18 protein-coding genes, 1 tRNA gene and 1 riboswitch are annotated in these 17,602 nt (G+C 58.7%); of the genes, 11 read left to right on the forward strand and 8 right to left on the reverse strand.

Annotation, left to right across the window (positions count from 1 at the left end; genetic code table 11):
• Nucleotides 1-40: 40 nt before the first annotated feature.
• Nucleotides 41-958: an ornithine carbamoyltransferase gene (gene argF / locus HQN82_RS00515; RefSeq protein WP_004439776.1), complete on the forward strand. Its 918-nt coding sequence runs from the start codon at nt 41-43 to the stop codon at nt 956-958.
• A gap of 237 nt (nt 959-1,195) precedes the next feature.
• Nucleotides 1,196-2,185 carry an Hsp33 family molecular chaperone gene (locus HQN82_RS00520; protein ID WP_035206751.1) on the forward strand — a complete coding sequence of 330 codons (990 nt, stop codon included), beginning with the start codon at nt 1,196-1,198 and terminating at the stop codon, nt 2,183-2,185.
• A gap of 45 nt (nt 2,186-2,230) precedes the next feature.
• Here HQN82_RS00520 and apaG read toward each other — a convergent pair whose 3' ends face one another.
• A complete protein-coding gene (gene apaG / locus HQN82_RS00525) occupies nt 2,231-2,623 on the reverse strand; it encodes a Co2+/Mg2+ efflux protein ApaG (RefSeq protein ID WP_006698948.1) in 393 nt (130 codons plus the stop codon).
• Between the two features lie 233 nt (nt 2,624-2,856).
• Nucleotides 2,857-4,041, reverse strand: a complete 1,185-nt coding sequence (locus HQN82_RS00530; RefSeq protein WP_112766119.1) for an O-succinylhomoserine sulfhydrylase — start codon at nt 4,039-4,041, stop codon at nt 2,857-2,859.
• Nucleotides 4,042-4,084: 43 nt separating this feature from the next.
• A riboswitch (SAM riboswitch) is annotated at nt 4,085-4,163 on the reverse strand.
• Between the two features lie 73 nt (nt 4,164-4,236).
• On the opposite strand from HQN82_RS00530, the gene HQN82_RS00535 reads away from it, so the two are divergent.
• From HQN82_RS00535 to HQN82_RS00550, 4 genes are all read left to right on the forward strand, one after another.
• Complete coding sequence (locus HQN82_RS00535; RefSeq protein ID WP_112766166.1) at nt 4,237-5,334, forward strand: 2'-deoxycytidine 5'-triphosphate deaminase; 1,098 nt, start codon at nt 4,237-4,239, stop codon at nt 5,332-5,334.
• Between the two features lie 58 nt (nt 5,335-5,392).
• Nucleotides 5,393-5,466, forward strand: a tRNA-Gly gene (locus HQN82_RS00540).
• A gap of 141 nt (nt 5,467-5,607) precedes the next feature.
• Nucleotides 5,608-6,333, forward strand: coding sequence for an aquaporin Z (aqpZ, locus tag HQN82_RS00545; RefSeq protein WP_112766120.1), 726 nt, complete (start codon nt 5,608-5,610; stop codon nt 6,331-6,333).
• Nucleotides 6,334-6,385: 52 nt separating this feature from the next.
• Nucleotides 6,386-6,679 carry a hypothetical protein gene (locus HQN82_RS00550; protein ID WP_006698952.1) on the forward strand — a complete coding sequence of 98 codons (294 nt, stop codon included), beginning with the start codon at nt 6,386-6,388 and terminating at the stop codon, nt 6,677-6,679.
• 182 nt (nt 6,680-6,861) lie between these two features.
• Here the strand turns inward: HQN82_RS00550 and HQN82_RS00555 are convergent, their stop codons facing one another.
• Nucleotides 6,862-8,799, reverse strand: coding sequence for a glycosyltransferase family 2 protein (locus HQN82_RS00555; protein ID WP_162699352.1), 1,938 nt, complete (start codon nt 8,797-8,799; stop codon nt 6,862-6,864).
• 170 nt (nt 8,800-8,969) lie between these two features.
• Between HQN82_RS00555 and HQN82_RS00560 the strand changes: the two genes are divergently transcribed.
• Entirely contained in the window at nt 8,970-9,731 is a 762-nt protein-coding gene (locus HQN82_RS00560) for a transporter substrate-binding domain-containing protein (RefSeq protein ID WP_112766168.1), read from the forward strand.
• 42 nt (nt 9,732-9,773) lie between these two features.
• Here the strand turns inward: HQN82_RS00560 and uppX are convergent, their stop codons facing one another.
• On the reverse strand, nt 9,774-11,078 hold the full coding sequence (uppX, locus tag HQN82_RS00565) for a Wzx-type polysaccharide biosynthesis protein UppX (RefSeq protein ID WP_045532874.1): 1,305 nt from the start codon (nt 11,076-11,078) through the stop codon (nt 9,774-9,776).
• Between the two features lie 268 nt (nt 11,079-11,346).
• Between uppX and uppY the strand changes: the two genes are divergently transcribed.
• Nucleotides 11,347-12,645 (forward strand): Wzy-type polysaccharide biosynthesis protein UppY, encoded by a 1,299-nt coding sequence (uppY, locus tag HQN82_RS00570; RefSeq protein ID WP_035206756.1) that lies wholly within the window; start codon nt 11,347-11,349, stop codon nt 12,643-12,645.
• A gap of 25 nt (nt 12,646-12,670) precedes the next feature.
• Nucleotides 12,671-13,423 carry a polysaccharide deacetylase family protein gene (locus tag HQN82_RS00575; RefSeq protein ID WP_077986623.1) on the forward strand — a complete coding sequence of 251 codons (753 nt, stop codon included), beginning with the start codon at nt 12,671-12,673 and terminating at the stop codon, nt 13,421-13,423.
• A 68-nt stretch (nt 13,424-13,491) separates the two neighbouring features.
• Here the strand turns inward: HQN82_RS00575 and HQN82_RS00580 are convergent, their stop codons facing one another.
• Nucleotides 13,492-14,139, reverse strand: a complete 648-nt coding sequence (locus HQN82_RS00580) for a S24 family peptidase (protein WP_004439793.1) — start codon at nt 14,137-14,139, stop codon at nt 13,492-13,494.
• 112 nt (nt 14,140-14,251) lie between these two features.
• Nucleotides 14,252-14,902 (reverse strand): response regulator, encoded by a 651-nt coding sequence (locus tag HQN82_RS00585; protein ID WP_006698958.1) that lies wholly within the window; start codon nt 14,900-14,902, stop codon nt 14,252-14,254.
• Between the two features lie 241 nt (nt 14,903-15,143).
• Here HQN82_RS00585 and HQN82_RS00590 point away from each other — a divergent pair, with 241 nt between their 5' ends.
• Together HQN82_RS00590 and HQN82_RS00595 are read left to right on the forward strand one after the other, a co-directional pair.
• Complete coding sequence (locus HQN82_RS00590; RefSeq protein ID WP_004439797.1) at nt 15,144-15,497, forward strand: DUF952 domain-containing protein; 354 nt, start codon at nt 15,144-15,146, stop codon at nt 15,495-15,497.
• Nucleotides 15,497-16,588 carry a quinone-dependent dihydroorotate dehydrogenase gene (locus HQN82_RS00595; protein WP_035206757.1) on the forward strand — a complete coding sequence of 364 codons (1,092 nt, stop codon included), beginning with the start codon at nt 15,497-15,499 and terminating at the stop codon, nt 16,586-16,588. The genes HQN82_RS00590 and HQN82_RS00595 overlap by 1 nt, the downstream gene beginning before the upstream one ends.
• Before the next feature lie 104 nt (nt 16,589-16,692).
• Here the strand turns inward: HQN82_RS00595 and HQN82_RS00600 are convergent, their stop codons facing one another.
• Both HQN82_RS00600 and HQN82_RS00605 read right to left on the reverse strand, forming a co-directional pair.
• A complete protein-coding gene (locus tag HQN82_RS00600) occupies nt 16,693-17,190 on the reverse strand; it encodes a CAP domain-containing protein (protein ID WP_037092341.1) in 498 nt (165 codons plus the stop codon).
• A gap of 1 nt (nt 17,191) precedes the next feature.
• Complete coding sequence (locus HQN82_RS00605) at nt 17,192-17,458, reverse strand: DUF6460 domain-containing protein (RefSeq protein WP_004439806.1); 267 nt, start codon at nt 17,456-17,458, stop codon at nt 17,192-17,194.
• Nucleotides 17,459-17,602: the final 144 nt, after the last annotated feature.

Consider the following 17,602-nt stretch of genomic DNA (forward strand, 5'->3'; position numbering starts at 1 on the left):
GGCCTTTTTCCTGGGGCTCGCAAGCATGGGACAGTTTGAAATGGCTTCACCTAAACATTTTCTCGACCTGTCGGCCGTCAGCTCGCAGGACCTGCGGGTAATTCTCGACGATGCCCGCGAACGCAAGGCGGCCACCAAGGCCGGAACGGCGGAAAAACCGCTTGCCGGCAAGATGCTGGCCATGATCTTCGAAAAGCCATCCACGCGAACCCGCGTCTCCTTCGATGTGGGGATGCGTCAGCTTGGCGGCGAGACGCTTTTCCTCTCTGGTACGGAAATGCAGCTCGGCCGCGCAGAAACGATCGGTGATACGGCAAAGGTGCTGTCGCGTTACGTTGACGCCATCATGATCCGCACGACAGATCATTCGCGCCTGCTCGAGCTTGCCGAACATGCGACAGTGCCTGTCATCAACGCCCTGACGGATGACACGCATCCATGCCAGATCATGGCTGACATCATGACGTTCGAAGAACATCGCGGTCCGGTCAAAGGCAAGACGATTGCGTGGACAGGGGACGGCAATAATGTCCTGCATTCTTTCGTGGAGGGCTCGGCCCGTTTCGGCTACCGCATGACGATGGCAGTGCCGATGGGCTCCGAACCGCATGACAAGTTCCTGAACTGGGCCCGCAACAATGGCGGCGAGATAATGTTGTGCCACGATGCCGACAAGGCGGTGGCGGGCGCCGATTGCGTCGTCACCGATACCTGGGTCTCCATGAATCAGGAACACAAGGCGCGCGGCCACAACATCTTCCAGCCCTATCAGGTCAATGAAGCCCTGATGGCCAAGGCGGAAAAAGACGCGCTGTTCATGCATTGCCTCCCGGCTCACCGCGGCGAAGAGGTGACGGATGCGGTGATCGACGGCCCGCAATCGGTGGTCTTCGACGAGGCGGAAAACCGCCTCCACGCGCAGAAATCCATCATCGCCTGGTGCATGGGCGTCATCTGAAAATATCACCCTTTTGATCAACGTCGGGCGGGTGCTTGAACTTCTCGGCAGCGATTACCATCTGTTGGACTTCGAAGAGGCTCGTCGGTTTTCTGGCGGGCCATCGTCACGATTTGCACGTTTTTCCCCGGAAGCGGTTTCTCTTCCCGGGTCTCTGTGCGACAAGCGGAAAAAGCACATTTCGAAAGCCGGACTTTTGGACGGTAGCGGCGCCACGGCTGCGCCAGGGAGTATGACATGGCAGATGTAACGGTTGAACTGGACGATCTCGATTTTGCTGGCGACGACAAGGTCGTGCCCTTTCAGGTCGAAGGTCTGGATGTGCGCGGCCGCGCCGTGCAGGTGGGTCCGCTGCTGAATGCCATTCTCGAGCGCCACGATTACCCGGCTGCGGTCGCCCGCCTGCTGGCGGAAGCGACCGTTCTGACGGCGTTGATCGGCACATCGCTCAAGTTTTCCGGCAAGCTGACGGTACAGACCAAGGGCGACGGTCCGGTGGACCTCCTGGTGGCGGATTTCACCGCGCCGGAAAGCATGCGCGCTTATGCCCGTTTTGATGAGGAGCGGCTGGCAGAGGCGCTTGCGGCAGGGGCGACTTCGCCGGAACAATTGTTGGGCAACGGTATTCTGGCCTTCACGATCGATCAGGGCGCGGGCATGCAGCCCTATCAGGGCATCGTGCCACTCGATGGCTCGTCGTTGGAAGACATTGCCGGGGTTTATTTCCGTCAGTCGGAGCAGCTTCCAACCCGTGTGCGCCTCGGTGTGGCCGAATTCTTCGATCGCGACGGGGAAGGCAAACCGCGTCACGGCTGGCGTGCGGGCGGCGTTATCGCCCAGTTCCTGCCGCAGGCGCCCGAGCGGCTGCGTATGCGTGACCTGCACGGCGGCGATGGCGATGAAGGCGGTCACGATGTGCAGGAGGACGATGCCTGGACGGAAGCCGTGACGCTTTTGAACACCGTGGATACGGACGAACTGACGGATCCGCAGGTGCCGGTGGAACGTCTCCTCTTCAGGCTGTTCCATGAAAGCGGCGTGCGCATCTATGATCCGCAGTCCATTTTCGATCGCTGCAGCTGCTCGCGGGATAAGATCAAGGGCGTGCTCTCGGGTTTTACCGCCGAAGAGATCAAGGCAAGCGAGGAAGACGGCGCGATTGCCGTGACCTGTGAGTTCTGCTCGACCACTTATCGCTACGATGTCAGCGAATTTGAAAACGCCTGAATAAGGGCCGCGCCTGCAAAGGCGCGGTTTTTCATGGCCTGCGGGTCAGTTCAAGACCCGCATCAGCCCCGGAGAATCCAGCGAAAAAGCGGGTATGGTGACGTTGAACACTTCTCCGCTTTCCGTTTCCATCTCGTAATGTCCGAACATAAGGCCGGACGGCGTGTCCAACGGGCAGCCGGAGGAATATTCGTAGGTGTCGCCGGGCTTGAGATGCGGTTGTTCTCCCACGACACCCGGTCCGTAGACTTCGTCGACCTGACCGTTCTGGTCAGTGATATGCCAATAGCGATTGACGAGAGTAACGGGAACATCCGAGTTATTCGCGATCACGACCTTGTAGCCCCAGACGTAGCGGTCGTCATCCGGGTCGGATTGTTCTTCGAGATAATACGGATCAACCGTCACCTCTATATCCCTTGTCAGAGCACGATACATACGCGCCACACCTCGATATTTTCCCTGCCCGCTTATCCTACACTATAGGCTCTGGCTATCGTCAAGAAAATGAATGACTTGAGGGGCAGGAGCTGTCTCCCGTTGCGCTGTTTTTTACCGTTAGGGATAACGGAAAAGGTAAATAATGGTTGCCTGATACTGGCTTTCGAGGCCATCAAACGCGACATGGCCCGGCGTTCCGGCCGGGCCATGTCGATTATTGAATATGAATGTCAGGCCGAAACGGCTGCCAGACCCTTTGCCAGATCTTCCAGCAGATCGTCCGTATCCTCGATGCCGCAGGAAAGGCGCAAAGTGCCGCCGGAGATACCGAGTTCCGCCCGTGCCTCGTCTGTGAGGTTCTTGTGCGTCGTGGTGCCGGGATGGGTGATGAGGCTCTTGGCGTCGCCCAGATTGTTGGAAATCTTCACGATCTCAAGCGCGTTCTGCAGCTTGAAGGCCGCTTCCTTGCCGCCTTTCAATTCGAAAGCCACCAGCGTCGAACCACCGGACATCTGCCGTGCAATGATGTCGGCCTGCGGGTGATCGGCGCGCCCGGGATAGATGACCTTGGCGACCTTAGCGCTATCGGCAAGGAAGTCCGCGATCTTCGAGGCATTGGCCGTCTGCTGCTTCACGCGCAGCGGCAGCGTCTCGATGCCCTTCAGAAGCGTCCAGGCATTGAACGGCGACATGGCCGGGCCGGTGTGGCGGAAATAATCCTGCAGCTCTTCCTCAATCCATTTCTTGTCGGAAAGGATCACGCCGCCGAGGCAGCGACCCTGGCCGTCAATATGTTTGGTGGCCGAATAAACGACGATATGGGCGCCGAGTTCGAGCGGTTTCTGGAAAAGCGGTGTGGCGAAGACATTGTCAACGACCACTTTCGCACCGATCTGGTTGGCAAGCTTCGCTACGCTGGCGATATCCACCACTTCGAGTGTCGGATTGGTCGGGCTTTCGAGGAAAAACAGCTTGGTGTTTGGCTGGATTGCCTTTTCCCAGTTGCCCAGATCACGTCCGTCGATCAGCGTGCATTCGATGCCATATTTCGGCGCGAGCGTTTCAACCACCCAGCGGCAGGAGCCGAAGAGGGCACGGGCGGCAACGATATGGTCGCCGGCGCGCAGCTGACACATGATGGCGGCGGTGACGGCGGCCATGCCCGAAGCAAGTGCGCGGGCGTCTTCAGCGCCTTCCAGCAGGCACATGCGCTTTTCGAACATGTCATTGGTCGGGCTGGCGTAGCGGGCGTAGATAAAGCCGTCGGTTTCACCCTTGAAGCGCGCTTCGGCTGCTTCAGAGTTTTCGTAGACGAAACCCTGGGTCAGATAAATCGCTTCCGACGTTTCACCGTAAGGGGAGCGTAGCGTACCGCCGTGAACGAGCTGGGTTGCCGGGCGCCATTTATTGCTCATGTGATCACCTTCAAAACAAAAAAACCGGCCGCAAAAGCAGACCGGTTCCTAGCACCCGGTCTTTTTAGCCACTTGTTTAACGTGGCTGCAAGCCGACCGGCCAAATCACCACGGGATAAGCTTGCCATACTGCCGTTACCGGCTTGCGTCAATGCTTTCCTTTTGGTTTTGTCGCCGTAAAAAGGAATGACGACCATGATGAGAACCACGGGCATTTTGGCGGATGGCGCAATCCGCGAGCTGTTTGCAGGCGGCAAGCTGAAAAGCGAGGCCGATCTCGATGTCGATCAGGTGCAGCCCGCCAGCCTCGACCTCAGGCTTGGCTCCAGGGCCTATCGTGTTCGTGCAAGTTTCATGCCCGGCCCCGGAACCAAGGTCATCGACAAGCTCAATCGTCTCAGCCTGCACGAGGTGGATCTCAGTCAGGGCGCGGTGCTGGAAACCGGCTGTGTCTATATCGTTCCGCTGATGGAAAGCCTTGCGCTGCCGGCGGACATGTCGGCCTCGGCCAATCCTAAGAGTTCGACCGGTCGCCTCGATATCTTCACCCGCGTCATGACCGACAATGCGCAGGAATTCGACAAGATACCGGCGGGATACACAGGTCCGCTCTATCTGGAAATCAGCCCGCGCACCTTCCCCGTGGTGGTTCGCCGTGGCTCGCGCCTGTCGCAGATCCGTTTCCGCATTGGCCATTCGCTCCTGAGTGAAAGCGAGCTTCTGAAACTGCACGAGACGGAAACGCTGGTCGCCAGCGAAAGCCCGAACGTGACGGGCGGTGGTATCGCACTCTCGATCGACCTCAAGGGATTTGGCGAAAACGGGCTGATCGGTTATCGCGGCAAACACCATACGGCGGTGGTGGATGTCGACAAGAAGGCCCAGCACGATGTTCTCGATTTCTGGGAACCGCTCTATGCGCGCGGCCGCGCCGAACTGATCCTCGACCCGGACGAGTTCTATATTCTCGTTTCGCGCGAAGCCGTCCACGTGCCGCCGCTTTATGCGGCCGAAATGACGCCCTTCGATCCGCTGGTGGGCGAATTCCGTGTGCACTATGCCGGTTTCTTTGACCCCGGCTTCGGCCACGCGCAGGCGGGGGGCACCGGCAGCCGCGCCGTGCTGGAAGTGCGCAGCCACGAGGTGCCCTTTATCCTCGAGCATGGCCAGATCGTCGGCCGGTTGGTTTATGAGCATATGCTGCAGAAACCGGAAGGCCTTTATGGCACCGGTCTCGGCTCCAACTATCAGGCGCAGGGGCTGAAGCTCTCCAAGCACTTTCGCGCCGCATAATGAGCCCCGGCGGGCGCTTGACACCCGCCGCGAACTATCCGATGTCTTGTTTGTGGGTGCGGGTGTAGCTCAATGGTAGAGCAGCAGCTTCCCAAGCTGAATACGAGGGTTCGATTCCCTTCACCCGCTCCAGTCTCCCCTTGATCTCCTCGCCAAAAAATGTTGGCCCCTGTCTGCTGCCACGTCGGTGGCCGCGGGACTATGTGATTTTGCTTGACTACGATTAAATTGCACGTAATAGTTGATCCAGTCGTAACATGATGGGGAAGTGTTATGAGTCGCAAACTTCTTTCTGAATTTTTGGGAACCTTCTGGCTGGTCTTTGGTGGCTGTGGCAGCGCGGTTTTTGCTGCTGCTTTTCCTGAACTCGGCATTGGCTTCCTGGGTGTCGCGTTCGCCTTCGGCCTGACGGTTCTGACCATGGCCTACGCGGTTGGCGGTATTTCCGGCGGGCATTTCAATCCAGCTGTTTCGGTCGGCCTGTCCGTTGCCGGTAAATTTCCGGCAGCAAACCTACTGCCCTATATCGTTGCGCAGGTCTTGGGGGCGGTCGTTGCCGCGGCGGCTCTTTACGTGATCGTCACCGGCAAGGCGGGGGCGGACATTGGCGGTTTTGCTGCCAATGGCTATGGGGAGCATTCGCCGGGGGGATATTCGCTCCTGTCGGCGTTGCTGATCGAGGTTATTCTGACGGCGTTTTTCCTGATCATCATTCTGGGGTCGACGCATGGCAGGGTGCCGGTCGGTTTCGCGCCGATCGCCATCGGTCTTGCACTTACTCTCATTCATCTGATCTCCATTCCGGTCACCAACACGTCGGTCAACCCGGCCCGCTCCACGGGGCAGGCCCTGTTTGTCGGTGGATGGGCTCTGCAGCAGCTGTGGCTGTTCTGGCTTGCCCCGATCGTCGGTGGGGCGATTGGCGCTTCAATCTGGAAAATTTTCGGTGAGGAAGAGAAGGTCGGCCACGCCGGCTCCATCCAGCCCGCACAGACGTGATTAGGATGCTTTGTTTTTCCGAATGGTCGGGAAAACAAGTGAGGAGGATGACATGGATCTTGCTTCGATATTGGCCCAGATCATCGGCGGTGCGGCTGGTGGGACAGCCGGTGGAAAGATACTGAAGGACTCTGACCTTGGCGCGCTCGGCAACCTGATTGCCGGCGCCATTGGCGGTATTGGCGGTGGAACCGTACTCGGATCGCTGCTTGGGGCAGCGGGAGACGCGGCGGCTGGCGGTGTGGATATCGGCGCCCTTGCCGGCCAGCTCGTTGGCGGCGGTGTCGGCGGTTTGATCGTCCAGGTCATCGTCGGCCTGATCAAGAACAAGCTTGTTGCACGATAATCGCCCGCGCTTGAAATGAAACGGGACGTCTGCCGGACGAAGCGCTCCGGCAGACGTCGATTATATGCAGATCGGTGGGCGAGTTGCGTAAGGCCGGCTTCGGTTTTGCAAATCGCGACGATATCGGCAGAAAATAGAAGCCGCCTTCTGCGACCAGGTAAAGGATCGAAGCGGCAACCGTTTCAGGTAGTGTTGCTAACGCTTGGTACGTGAGGCGTCTTGTTCCAGACGAAAGGCCTGGTTTTTAACTCAAGCACGGCACGCCAGGCCGCCAGAGACAATATCAGCCAATAAAGCGGAATTGCCAGCCAGCGTTTTCCCACCTGCCTCCTCTCGTAATCGATCATCCTGTTCCTGCCCATCAGCACGAATATGGCGTAACTGCCGGCGATGTTCAGCGTATCGGTAAGAAACAGAACGCCCTGCCACGAAAACAGCATGTCTGCACCGCTGTCCCCGATAGCCGTGGCCATCCACGCCACGGAAACGAAGAGCAGGGGATGAGCCATCGACGACACCAGCATGCCGCCGATCAACAGTTGGAAGACGATATAGGAGAGCCATCCCATGCGGCGCGCCGTCGCGACAGGCGCGCGGGTCATCACCAGCCAGCTCTGCAGCCAACCCTTGTACCAGCGTGCCCGCTGGTTGAGCCACACGGGAAGCGTGGTGGGCGCGTCCTCCAGCGTCTGGCGGTATATGACGCCGCATCGATAGCCGAGTTGGTGCAGCCTGAGGCCAATATCGGCATCCTCAGTCACATTGTAAGGATCCCAGGCGCCCACGCGACGCAATACGGCGGTGCGGAAATGGTTGGACGTGCCGCCAAGCGGCAGCGGTAGCCGGTGCGCCGCAAGCACGGGCAACATTGAACGGAACAGACCGGCATATTCCAGGGCAAAACAGGCACTGATCCAGGAAGAGCGCGCATTGCTGATGATAAGCGGCGCCTGCAGGCAGGCCACGTTCTCCGGCTGATGGCGGAAGGTCGCATAGGCTTCACGCAATTGCAGCGGATGTGGCCGATCTTCCGCGTCATAGATGGCAACGAACGCCCCACGCGCGCCGGAGAGCGCATAGGTAAGCGCCTTGGGCTTGGTCCTCGGCAGGGAAGGCGGCACTCTCACGATCTCAATATGCTGTCCGGGATTTAATCTAAGGATGGCGTCGATTGTGGCCCCGTCATCTGCCTCGCAGACGAGCTTGATATCCAGTCGGGATTTCGGCCAGTCGAGCCGCTCCAGCGCGCCGATGAGCTGGCTGACGATGGCGTCCTCACGATAGAGCGCCACCAGAATGGTATAGACCGGCAGATTTCCGTCGGGTTCGAGCGCAGCTGCGGTCGTCGTGTCTTTCTCTCCTGAAGTCTGCATCAGCACAAACAGCCTGAACAGCAGTGTGAAGAAATAAAGCATCGTCAGGGCGACGTGGATGACGGCCATGGCCGTCTGTGTGTGAAACAGCAGCGAGAGCGTAAGCAGGGTGACGACGATACCGCTATAAAAGCCCTGATGACCTTGAAGCGTGATCCTTGCAGAGTACTGCGGCGCGGTGTTGAAGAGTTGCTGGCGAGCCTCACGACAGCGGCGTGTTTCACCCGCCTTCCAGATCGCATCGCGCATGGCATGCGGCGTCGTCACCACGAGCTCGTCCAGAAGATGCGGATGTCGATCCAGCAGGCTTTTCAGTAATTCCATCCGCGCCAGCTCGGGCACGATCAGAAGTGCTGGTTTACCGTTCGCAGGCGTCAGCCGTAGCAAGCACGGCTCGGCTAGCTGTGTATCGAGACGATGGACATCTGCGATCCGGTCCGAATCGATCTCCGCGACAAAGGGTAACCGCAAAAACCTCGCGAAAGCGCCAAAATAGGCATCCGTCGCGACAAGGCCGCCGGCCAGCAGTTCCGCTTCCAGCGTCGAGCCGTTTTCCAGCGCCAGCCGTTCGCACGCGCTGATATACGGCTTGCCAAATCCCAGCGCCCGAAGGAAGCGCATGTGTCCGGCTTCACCCCGATCAGGAACCGTCTGGGGTGGATTATCGCCTATGCGGGAAAATACAATTTTTCGCCCGGCAGGCGTCGTGCGAAACGATTCTCGTGTATAGTGTCGCAAATAATCCATGCACTGCCGCCACCGTCATGGTAACGCCCCACTTCCTGCTGCGGATAGTATAGATGAGAATGACGATTGTAACGCGAAATATAATTCTTGTTTTTACTTTAGCGTTCGCTTTGCAAGTTGTCGGTATTTTCGAAAAGCTTCATGCGGAGGGCCTGTCGGACGGGAACCGCATGCCAGTGCTTTTCGACGCTCAGGAGCGGTTTCCCGGTGGCGACCTTTCCTCCGTCCCCCGCATCAGGTTTTTGATGTCGGTGGATTTTCCGCCCTTCAATTTTACGGATCAGGAAGGCCGGCTTGCGGGTTTCCATGTCGATCTCGTCCGCGAGGTTTGCGCGCAGCTCAAGGTGGAGAGCAAATGTCAGGTACAGGCCTTACCCTTTGACGAGCTGGAGGCGGCTCTGGAGATGGGAGAGGGCGAAGCGGTGATTTCCGGTCTCGCCGTCACGGCCGAGCTGCGCAAGAGCTTCACCTTTTCGCGGCCCTATCTTCTGTTGCCGGCCCGGCTGGCTGTCAACAAGGCGACGAAATTTGCCGGCTCCGGCGCTGACGCACTGTCCGGCAAGAAAGTGGGCGTGGTGACCGGTTCCCGGCACGAACAGATGCTCAAGGCATTTTTTCCCAAGGCGGCGGTTGAGGGTTTTGACGGCTACGAACCCATGTACGGTGCTCTGAAGGCCGGTAAGGTCGACGCCATCTTTACCGATGCCCTGCGCCTGCCGTTCTGGGTTTCAGGAAGCGCATCCGAAGGCTGCTGCGCTCTTTTTGGAGGGCCTTATATGTCGGACAGGTTCCTCGGCGAGGGCCTTTCCATCATGACGGTCGATCCGGATAATGTGCTGGTGCCGGCCTTCGATCAGGCGCTTGCCGCTCTTTCCCGCAACGGCCGGCTCGAAGAGATCTATCGTCGTTATTTTCCCTACGGGCTCTATTAGGGGAGACCCGGGCCGACTCGATTCAACTGAATGAGGCGCGCTCTATTTAACCGCAGCGAAAGCCTCTTCGCTCCGCCGCAGCCGTAGAAGCGCCACCCACACAGCTGCCGCTATGGCGGTTTCGACGATAAAATAGCTGCCGATCGTTCCCGAAATGCTGAAAGACCAGGTGAAGAAGGCAACGACGACGGAGCCTATGAGATTGCCGCTATTCCATATCTTGGCGCGGATATCCTGGCGCCCGGAGGCCCCCAACGCTTCCAGCGCGGTAGCCGCCACGGCCATCGGCAGTACGGCCCAGCAAAGCACGCGGGTGATGGTGGGAAGCGAAACATATTCGTCGCCAAATAAAAGCGGCAGGAAGGGCGCGATGATAAAGATTGCCAGCGCACTGCCTGTCGCGATGAACAGCGCCGCTTTCAGCACATTATAGGCGCGTTCGATGGTTTTGCTGATACCCTGCAGCGCTGCAGAGGCGGATCCGGGATAGATGAGCCGGTTCAGAGCCTCGACGGAAAGATAGGAGCTGTCGAGAATCCGCCGGGCGATGGAATAGCTGCCCAGGACCTCCGCACTGGCGATGGCTCCAAGGACGAGAATATCGGCATTGCCGCGTACCGCCTTGAACAGGAACTGGGTGGAAAACAGGATGCCGATGCGAATTTCCTCCCGAACGATCCGAAAGACCGGTCGGCCGAGCCTTCCTATTGCCTTGACGGAAATCACGGCTGCAATCGTGTGGGCGGCGAGGTTCCAGAGTGCCCAGGCCTCGACCGTTTCCACCTTGAAGACGAGGCAGGCAACCACGGCAGCAATGGTGCGGGCGATGGCAAACATCACCTCCAGCTTGTTGGCCGAGGCAAAGTCGGAATGGGCGATGAAGCTTTGCGTGGAAAGCGAAATAACCTTCAGGAGAACGAGGTTGGTGAACAGGATCAGGAAAGTGGTGATCAGCGTGTGCAGCAACGTTTCCGACGTCGGGAAAAACACCGGGATCGTCACCATGCCGATGAGCGTCAGGACCACACCCGTCGCCGCGCTGAGGAGATAACTGTGGCCAAGCATGACGGGGAACATGCCGCGATCCTGCGCCACGCGACGAATGAGCGATTCCTGTGAGCCGATACCGCAAATCTGAACGCCCAGATTGGTCACGGCCGTGATCGAGGCGTAAAGCGCGAATTGTTCGACACCCAGATGGCGGGCTAGCAGCGCGAAGGTCAAGAGCTGGGCGGCGCTGGACATCAGCAGCGCGCCTCCGGATGCCATATAGGCCAATCCAAGTCTGACAAGATGGCCGAGCCGCGGCGTGTTCAACGACACCTCATTCTCCGTTTTTTCCGGCATTGCCGGGCGAATTCAAAAGGACTGTCCCTTTTAAAGTCTTACGAACTGAAAGGGCGGCAACCGGGCGGTATTCGACACCGACGACCTGAATGAATGACAGTTTCTCCTGTCTTAGCCCTGTTGAGGTAAGAGAGGGTTAAAGCAATTACACAATAATGATGATAGTGACTGTTTATGGTTATTAGGACATCGCCCGGTTCAGAAGGGTTTCGTTGTTCGTTGCAGGGCAGGTCCATGATCCGATTTTCCGTTCCCGAAGCAGGCTACCATGCCGCGTTTTGCTGATACGCGGTCCATTTCTGCGGAAAACAGCAGTGCCATGTCCCTGTCGGGCGGCCGTCGCGACGCGATTTTTTTTGTCGCCACGATGCTTTACATCTGGATTTCTGTCGCGCCCTTTGAAAATCTTGCGGCGCCGCCCGTGCCGCGCGCCGCCGCCAATCAGCTGACCGGTCTGGTGATCGCGCTGATCCTCGGTGTCTTCGCACTGCGCCATCGTCTGACGGGGCTTTTGCTGAGGCCCCGCTTGCCAATCCTGCTGCTCTTTTCCTGGCTCGCGCTTTGTTCGGTCCTTGGTGCGGAGCCCGGCACGTCGTTGCAGCGCCTGATTTTCACGGCGCTCCTGTGTTTTATCACCAGCGTGCTGGTCGTCATGCCGCGCGACAGGCGGCAATTCGACCGGATGATGGCCGTTTTCGCCATTCTCCTGCTGGCGCTTTGTTATCTCGGGGTTATCTTCCTGAGTTCGCGCGCAATCCATCAGCCTTACGATCTCGATGAGAAGGCGCTTGCAGGCGATTGGCGCGGAATATTCAATCATAAGAACGCCGCCGCGCCGGCAATGATCATTCTTTTCATGGTGGGCCTTTATCTGCGCAATGCCTGGTCCACGCTGGGCGGAATAGCGATCACGCTGCTGGCCGGCTTTTTTCTCTGGAAGACGAACGGGAAAACTGCAGCGATGCTTTTGCCCGTCACCATCGCCCTGGTTTGGGTCATGGAGCGGCATGCCGGGCGGACATTGCTGATGATCGGTGGCCTTCTGGCGTTTCTCAATATCGTTGCAATCGGCTCCACCTATTTCCCGAGCATACAGAGCCTCGTCGAAAGCCTGGGCATCGATTCCACGTTCACCGGACGGACGGATATATGGCGCCTGTCTTTCGACACCTTTGCGCAATCGCCGATCTTCGGGCAGGGATTCCAGGCCTTTTGGACAAGCGACCGGCTTCTGTCACAGGCCGATATTGCCGAGACTTGGGCGGTCACGGCCTTTCACGCGCATAATGGCTATGTCGAGAGCCTTTTGAATGGCGGACTGCCCGCCTTCGTCCTCACTCTCATATGGCTCGTGATCATCCCCGCAAATGATTTCCGAACAGCGGTGGACAGAGGCACGGATCCCGGCCTGACGCGGCTTTTTGGGCGAATTTGGGTATATGCGCTGCTTTCTTCCTGTCTTGAGAGTAATTTCTTTACCGGAACCGGGCCTATCTGGTCTTCTCTTCTTATTGCGATCTATTGTTTGAGACATCAGGCTTACGACATACTGGAACAGGGACAGTAATTTGCACGGCGGGCCGGGGGCTAGTATGACGCAGAAAATCGGAACGATCGCAGACCGGGTCAATAACCGGCTGGTGCGGTATTTCCCTGGACCGACGGCGCGGATCGAGACATCCGAACCGATTGTCTCCTTCACATTCGACGATGTTCCGGCGAGCGCCTGGACCAGCGGTGCCCGCATTCTGGAAAACGAGAATGTTCGCGGGACCTTTTATATTTCCGGGGTCTTCATCGACAGGCATGACGAACCGCAGGACATGATTTCCGCTAGGGGCTGTTCGGAACTGGCTACGGCCGGTCATGAGCTCGCCTGCCATACCTATTCCCATCGCAAACTCTCAAGCTTTTCACGGCGAGGGCTGGAAGAGGATCTCGATCGTAATGAAAAGGTGCTGGCCTCGTTCGATGAAAACTGGCACAGGCGGAATTTCTCCACCCCCTTCGGCATGGCTTCGCCACTCATGCAGCCCATGCTGCGGCGCAGGTTCAGGACCGCCCGCGGGATCATGCCCGGCATCAACCGCGGCAGCATCGATCCGCATAATCTTGCTGCCGTCGAATTGCGGCCCGATCCGAACTATCTCGATGCCGCTGATCGCTGGCTTGACGACGTCCTGCAAAACGGCGGCTGGCTCGTCATTTTTACCCATGATGTGTCGTCTGCGCCAAGCTTTTACGGTTGCCCGGAAGACAGGTTTCAGGGTTTCGTGCGTAAGGCGGCATCCGGTGGCGCAAAAGTCATGACGGTTGACGCGGCCGTGACGGCACTCGGCCTCTAAGGCACGGCACAGTGCTGCGCGCTTTTAGCCGTCGCGGTGAAAGCGATTATGACGTGTAGGCTATCGGCCTACTGGCTGGCCCATATGATGCGGGCGATCCATTCCACATCGGCCATCTCGAAGCTCCGATTGGGATGCTCAGGATTGAGCGAAAGAAGTTCGATGCTCTTGGGGCTTTGCCGCGCCAGCACCTTGGCCATCACTTCACCGTCACGGCTCTTCAACACCACGCGGTCGCCGCGCCGTACCTGCGCGCCAGGCTCCACGATGAGGATGTCGCCGTCGCGGTAAAGCGGCATCATGCTCTCTCCCTGCACTTCCAGCGCGTAGACTCCCTGTTTGCGTTCGGGAGACGAGGGAAACTCAACCACGTCCCAGCCCTGACCTGCCGGAAAGCCGCCGTCGTCAAAAAAACCGCCGGAACCGGCCTGAGCGAAACCGAGCAGGGGGATGGCACTTTCCGCACCGGCAGGTCGCGTCTGCGCCTTTCCGAAAGCATAACCGAAAAACTGATCCACGCTCGCTCCCGTCGCTTCGAGCACCTTGGAAACGGACTCCGTCGAGGGCCAGCGTTTGCGGCCGTCCGGCCCGAAACGCTTCGACTTATTGAATGAAGTAGGGTCGAGACCGGCACGCTTCGCCAATGCCGAAGGCGTCAGCTGATGGCGTTCGGCAAGCGTATCGATGGCGCTCCAGATCGTCTCATGTGAAAGCATGGTAGAAAGCCCGCAAACGGAGCCGATAGCGGAAAAGCTCCTGTCGTTAACACCTCGAAATCTAGACCATATCCGGTCCGGAGTAAAGGAAGGAAAGGAATAAAATCCTTGCTTACGCCACAAGAGCCGATGTGTTGATCTTGGCGAGCTGGATGACCGCCTGCGTGCGGCTGTCTACCTTGAGCTTCAACAGGATCGCGGAGACATGTGCCTTGATCGTCGCCTCCGAGACATTGAGCTCGTAGGCGATCTGCTTGTTCAGCAGGCCTTCTGCCAGCATGCCGAGAACACGGCTCTGCTGCGGCGTCAGCGTTCGCAGCCTGCCGATGAGATCGGCGACATCCGGATCGTGCTCCTTTTCGCCGTGATGGCCGGCCGGTACCCACAGGTCGCCTTCCAGAACCGCGCGGATGCCATCACGGATGTCATCGATGCCGGAGGATTTTGAAATGAAACCGGAAGCGCCGAGTTCGATTGAGCGGCGGACGGTCGTCGCGTCATCCGTCGCCGATACGATGACGATCGGCAGGCTGGAAAACTCTGCGCGTAGCGCCATGAGGCCCGAAAACCCGCTGACCCCTGGCATGGCAAGGTCAAGCAGCATCAGATCCGCATCGTTACGGGCTGCGGCTGCGCGTCTGGCAGCCTCGAAATCACCGGCTTCAACGATGGTCTGGTGTCCGTCGAGGCCGGATACGGCCTGTTTCAGGGCACCGCGAAAAAGTGGATGATCATCTGCAATGATAATGACAAGTTCCGACATTCTGGCCCCCTCCCAAGGGCATTATGCGGTTCTTTTCCAGTTATTGACTCACTCCCTTTGCCGGTGGTCGAAACACGCCCGGCTCCTCCGCCAAAGGTTGCGCCAATCGGTTCTTCTTTACAAGGAAAAGCTTGTGGACAGGCGGTCTTTCAGGCTTTCAGCAATAAAAATACCGTGGAAACTGTGGACAATCCCCTAGCTTTACGGCAAACCGCGATGGTTGGAAAGCCATGGAGAGCGCATGCAGGAAACGCCCGCGATCATCTATAAAATCGTGCCGGAGACGTTGTGGAACGAGGCCAGGGCAAAGGGTGTCTTCGACGGCGCCGCCATCGACCTGACCGATGGCTTCATCCATTTTTCCACGGCCAGGCAGGTGGCGGAAACAGCCGCGCGGCATTTTTCCGGCCAGGCCGATCTGCTGCTGATTGCAGTCGACGGCGCGGCCCTAGGCGACAAGCTGGTCTATGAACCCTCAAGAGGTGGCGATCTTTTCCCTCACCTTTATGGGCCTCTTCCCTTGACCGCCGTGCTCTGGGAGACGCCGCTTGCACTCGATCACGACGGCCAGCACCAGTTTCCGGAGATTTTGTGATGAGCGGATTATTTTCCTCGATCGGCCGCAAGGGCCTGTTCCTGGTCGATCCGGAAAAGGCCCATGGGCTGTCCATTGCGGCCCTGAAAAGCGGCTTCCTGCCCACCTGCATGGTGCCGCACGATCCGCGACTGCAGCAGACCGTGGCGGGCCTCGTCTTCCCCAATCCGCTCGGCATGGCGGCGGGTTACGACAAGAATGCGGAAGTACCGGGACCGCTTCTGAAGCTCGGTTTCGGCTTCACCGAAATCGGCACCGTCACGCCGCGGGCGCAGGCCGGCAATCCGAAGCCGCGTATCTTTCGCCTTGTGGAAGATGAGGGCGTCATCAATCGCCTCGGCTTCAACAATGAAGGCCATGCCGCTGCGCTGGAGCGTCTGAAGCAGGCGCATCTGCGTGGCATTGTCGGCGTCAATATCGGCGCCAACAAGGACAGTGAAGACCGTATCGCCGATTATGTGCAGGGCATCGAGGCGTTTTATTCGGTCGCATCCTATTTCACCGTCAATATTTCGTCCCCCAACACACCCGGTCTCCGCGACCTGCAGGCACGCGAAAGCCTTGCCGCCCTTCTCTCGGCCGTGCTGGAACGCCGCAAGGCGGAAGCTGAACGTTTCGGCAGACGCATCCCCGTCTTCCTCAAGATCGCTCCCGATCTGACCGAAGAGGGACTGGACGACGTTGCTGAAGAAGCGCTTGCCCATGATCTGGACGGCCTGATCGTTTCCAATACCACCCTCTCACGCGACGGCCTGCGAGCCAGCCCGCACAAGGGTGAGGCGGGTGGCCTTTCCGGCAAGCCTCTCTTCGAACTCTCCACAACGGTTCTGGCCAAGGTGCGCCGCCGCGTCGGCGTCAATTTGCCCATCATCGGTGTCGGCGGCGTTTCGTCCCCGGAAACGGCTTTGGAAAAGGTAAGGGCAGGTGCGGATCTGGTACAGCTGTACTCCTGCATGGTCTATGAAGGCCCCGGTCTGCCATCTGCCATCGTCAAGGGCCTGTCGAAGCTGGTTGCCCGTGAGGGCGTGGAATCGATCCGCGATCTGCGCGACAGCGCGGTTGACCGCTGGGCGGATCGTAAGCTGGGCTGACAGCGAGCCTGGAAGGTCGGGGCAGCGCTTCCTCAGGGCCTCTCCTTCGTCATCCCTGTGACAAGCACAGGAATGAGGGAAGAGGCTGGTTTCCCCCCTTTACCTCAGGCGCAGAGCACCATCGCCCAATAGGGCCGGTTGCGGCTGGTGGCATCGTAGGCGACCGCCACGCCGAGGCCGTTATAAGGCCCAAGCATGTTTTCCAGGTGGTGTTTGGAGCCGATCCAGGCCTTCACCACCCGCTCCACGCTATCCTGACCGGCGGCCACATTCTCCGCCGCAGGAAGCGGCACATTCCCCTCCTTCATTCGGATCAGGAAACTGTCGGTCAGTCCGATCAGATGCGCCATCTTCTGCGCCTTGACCATGCGTCCGGCCTGATAGGCGGCGGCGCTGCTGGCTGCACCATTGATGGAAAGCGGCGAAAGTCCTTTCGAGCGTCGCAGGTCGTTGACCATCGGAAGCGCCGCTGCGGTCTCATCGCGGGTGCCTGAAGGTATGCCCTTGTTGGTTGGAACGGAAACGCAGGCGGAAAGAACCGAACCGGCGGAAAGCAGCACGAAACCGCGCCGTGTAAGCGTCTGGAGAGAAGTGTCGGTCATGTCAGCGGCGATAGCTCAGAAGGCGCAGGATGATGAAGACGGGAATGACGATCGTGGCGCCCAGGATCAGATAGTCGCCGATCGCCCCCAGCGCATGGAAACCGCTGCGCCACAGGTCGACGACGAAGTCGCGCGCGCCGTAAATGATGTTCCACGGCGTCAAGCCGAAGATCGCCATCAGAAAGCCGACGAGCAGTGAAACCACGAGCAGCTTCACCACCGTTCGGGCCACTGTGTCACCCAGCAATTTGTTGACCTCACCGGCCATCAGCAAGTCTCCTGTTTTGTCCTGACATATGAAACGGACCACATCGATGCAAGTTTTTGCGCACTATATCGCGCATATCAGCCAATTCCACGAGTGCGCCATGAAATAGGACTTGAGTTTTTTTATGGCTTGATAAATGACAGC

Source organism: Agrobacterium pusense (genome assembly GCF_013285525.1).
GTDB lineage: Bacteria > Pseudomonadota > Alphaproteobacteria > Rhizobiales > Rhizobiaceae > Agrobacterium > Agrobacterium pusense.

Excerpts from the sequence above, each read along its gene's own strand:
- argF (WP_004439776.1), top strand. The coding sequence starts at position 41 with ATGGCTTCACCTAAACATTTTCTCGACCTGTCGGCCGTCAGCTCGCAG.
- HQN82_RS00520 (WP_035206751.1), top strand. The coding sequence starts at position 1,196 with ATGGCAGATGTAACGGTTGAACTGGACGATCTCGATTTTGCTGGCGAC.
- apaG (WP_006698948.1), bottom strand. The coding sequence starts at position 2,623 with ATGTATCGTGCTCTGACAAGGGATATAGAGGTGACGGTTGATCCGTAT.
- HQN82_RS00530 (WP_112766119.1), bottom strand. The coding sequence starts at position 4,041 with ATGAGCAATAAATGGCGCCCGGCAACCCAGCTCGTTCACGGCGGTACG.
- HQN82_RS00535 (WP_112766166.1), top strand. The coding sequence starts at position 4,237 with ATGATGAGAACCACGGGCATTTTGGCGGATGGCGCAATCCGCGAGCTG.
- aqpZ (WP_112766120.1), top strand. The coding sequence starts at position 5,608 with ATGAGTCGCAAACTTCTTTCTGAATTTTTGGGAACCTTCTGGCTGGTC.
- HQN82_RS00550 (WP_006698952.1), top strand. The coding sequence starts at position 6,386 with ATGGATCTTGCTTCGATATTGGCCCAGATCATCGGCGGTGCGGCTGGT.
- HQN82_RS00555 (WP_162699352.1), bottom strand. The coding sequence starts at position 8,799 with ATGGATTATTTGCGACACTATACACGAGAATCGTTTCGCACGACGCCT.
- HQN82_RS00560 (WP_112766168.1), top strand. The coding sequence starts at position 8,970 with ATGCCAGTGCTTTTCGACGCTCAGGAGCGGTTTCCCGGTGGCGACCTT.
- uppX (WP_045532874.1), bottom strand. The coding sequence starts at position 11,078 with ATGCCGGAAAAAACGGAGAATGAGGTGTCGTTGAACACGCCGCGGCTC.
- uppY (WP_035206756.1), top strand. The coding sequence starts at position 11,347 with ATGCCGCGTTTTGCTGATACGCGGTCCATTTCTGCGGAAAACAGCAGT.
- HQN82_RS00575 (WP_077986623.1), top strand. The coding sequence starts at position 12,671 with ATGACGCAGAAAATCGGAACGATCGCAGACCGGGTCAATAACCGGCTG.
- HQN82_RS00580 (WP_004439793.1), bottom strand. The coding sequence starts at position 14,139 with ATGCTTTCACATGAGACGATCTGGAGCGCCATCGATACGCTTGCCGAA.
- HQN82_RS00585 (WP_006698958.1), bottom strand. The coding sequence starts at position 14,902 with ATGTCGGAACTTGTCATTATCATTGCAGATGATCATCCACTTTTTCGC.
- HQN82_RS00590 (WP_004439797.1), top strand. The coding sequence starts at position 15,144 with ATGCAGGAAACGCCCGCGATCATCTATAAAATCGTGCCGGAGACGTTG.
- HQN82_RS00595 (WP_035206757.1), top strand. The coding sequence starts at position 15,497 with ATGAGCGGATTATTTTCCTCGATCGGCCGCAAGGGCCTGTTCCTGGTC.
- HQN82_RS00600 (WP_037092341.1), bottom strand. The coding sequence starts at position 17,190 with ATGACCGACACTTCTCTCCAGACGCTTACACGGCGCGGTTTCGTGCTG.
- HQN82_RS00605 (WP_004439806.1), bottom strand. The coding sequence starts at position 17,458 with ATGGCCGGTGAGGTCAACAAATTGCTGGGTGACACAGTGGCCCGAACG.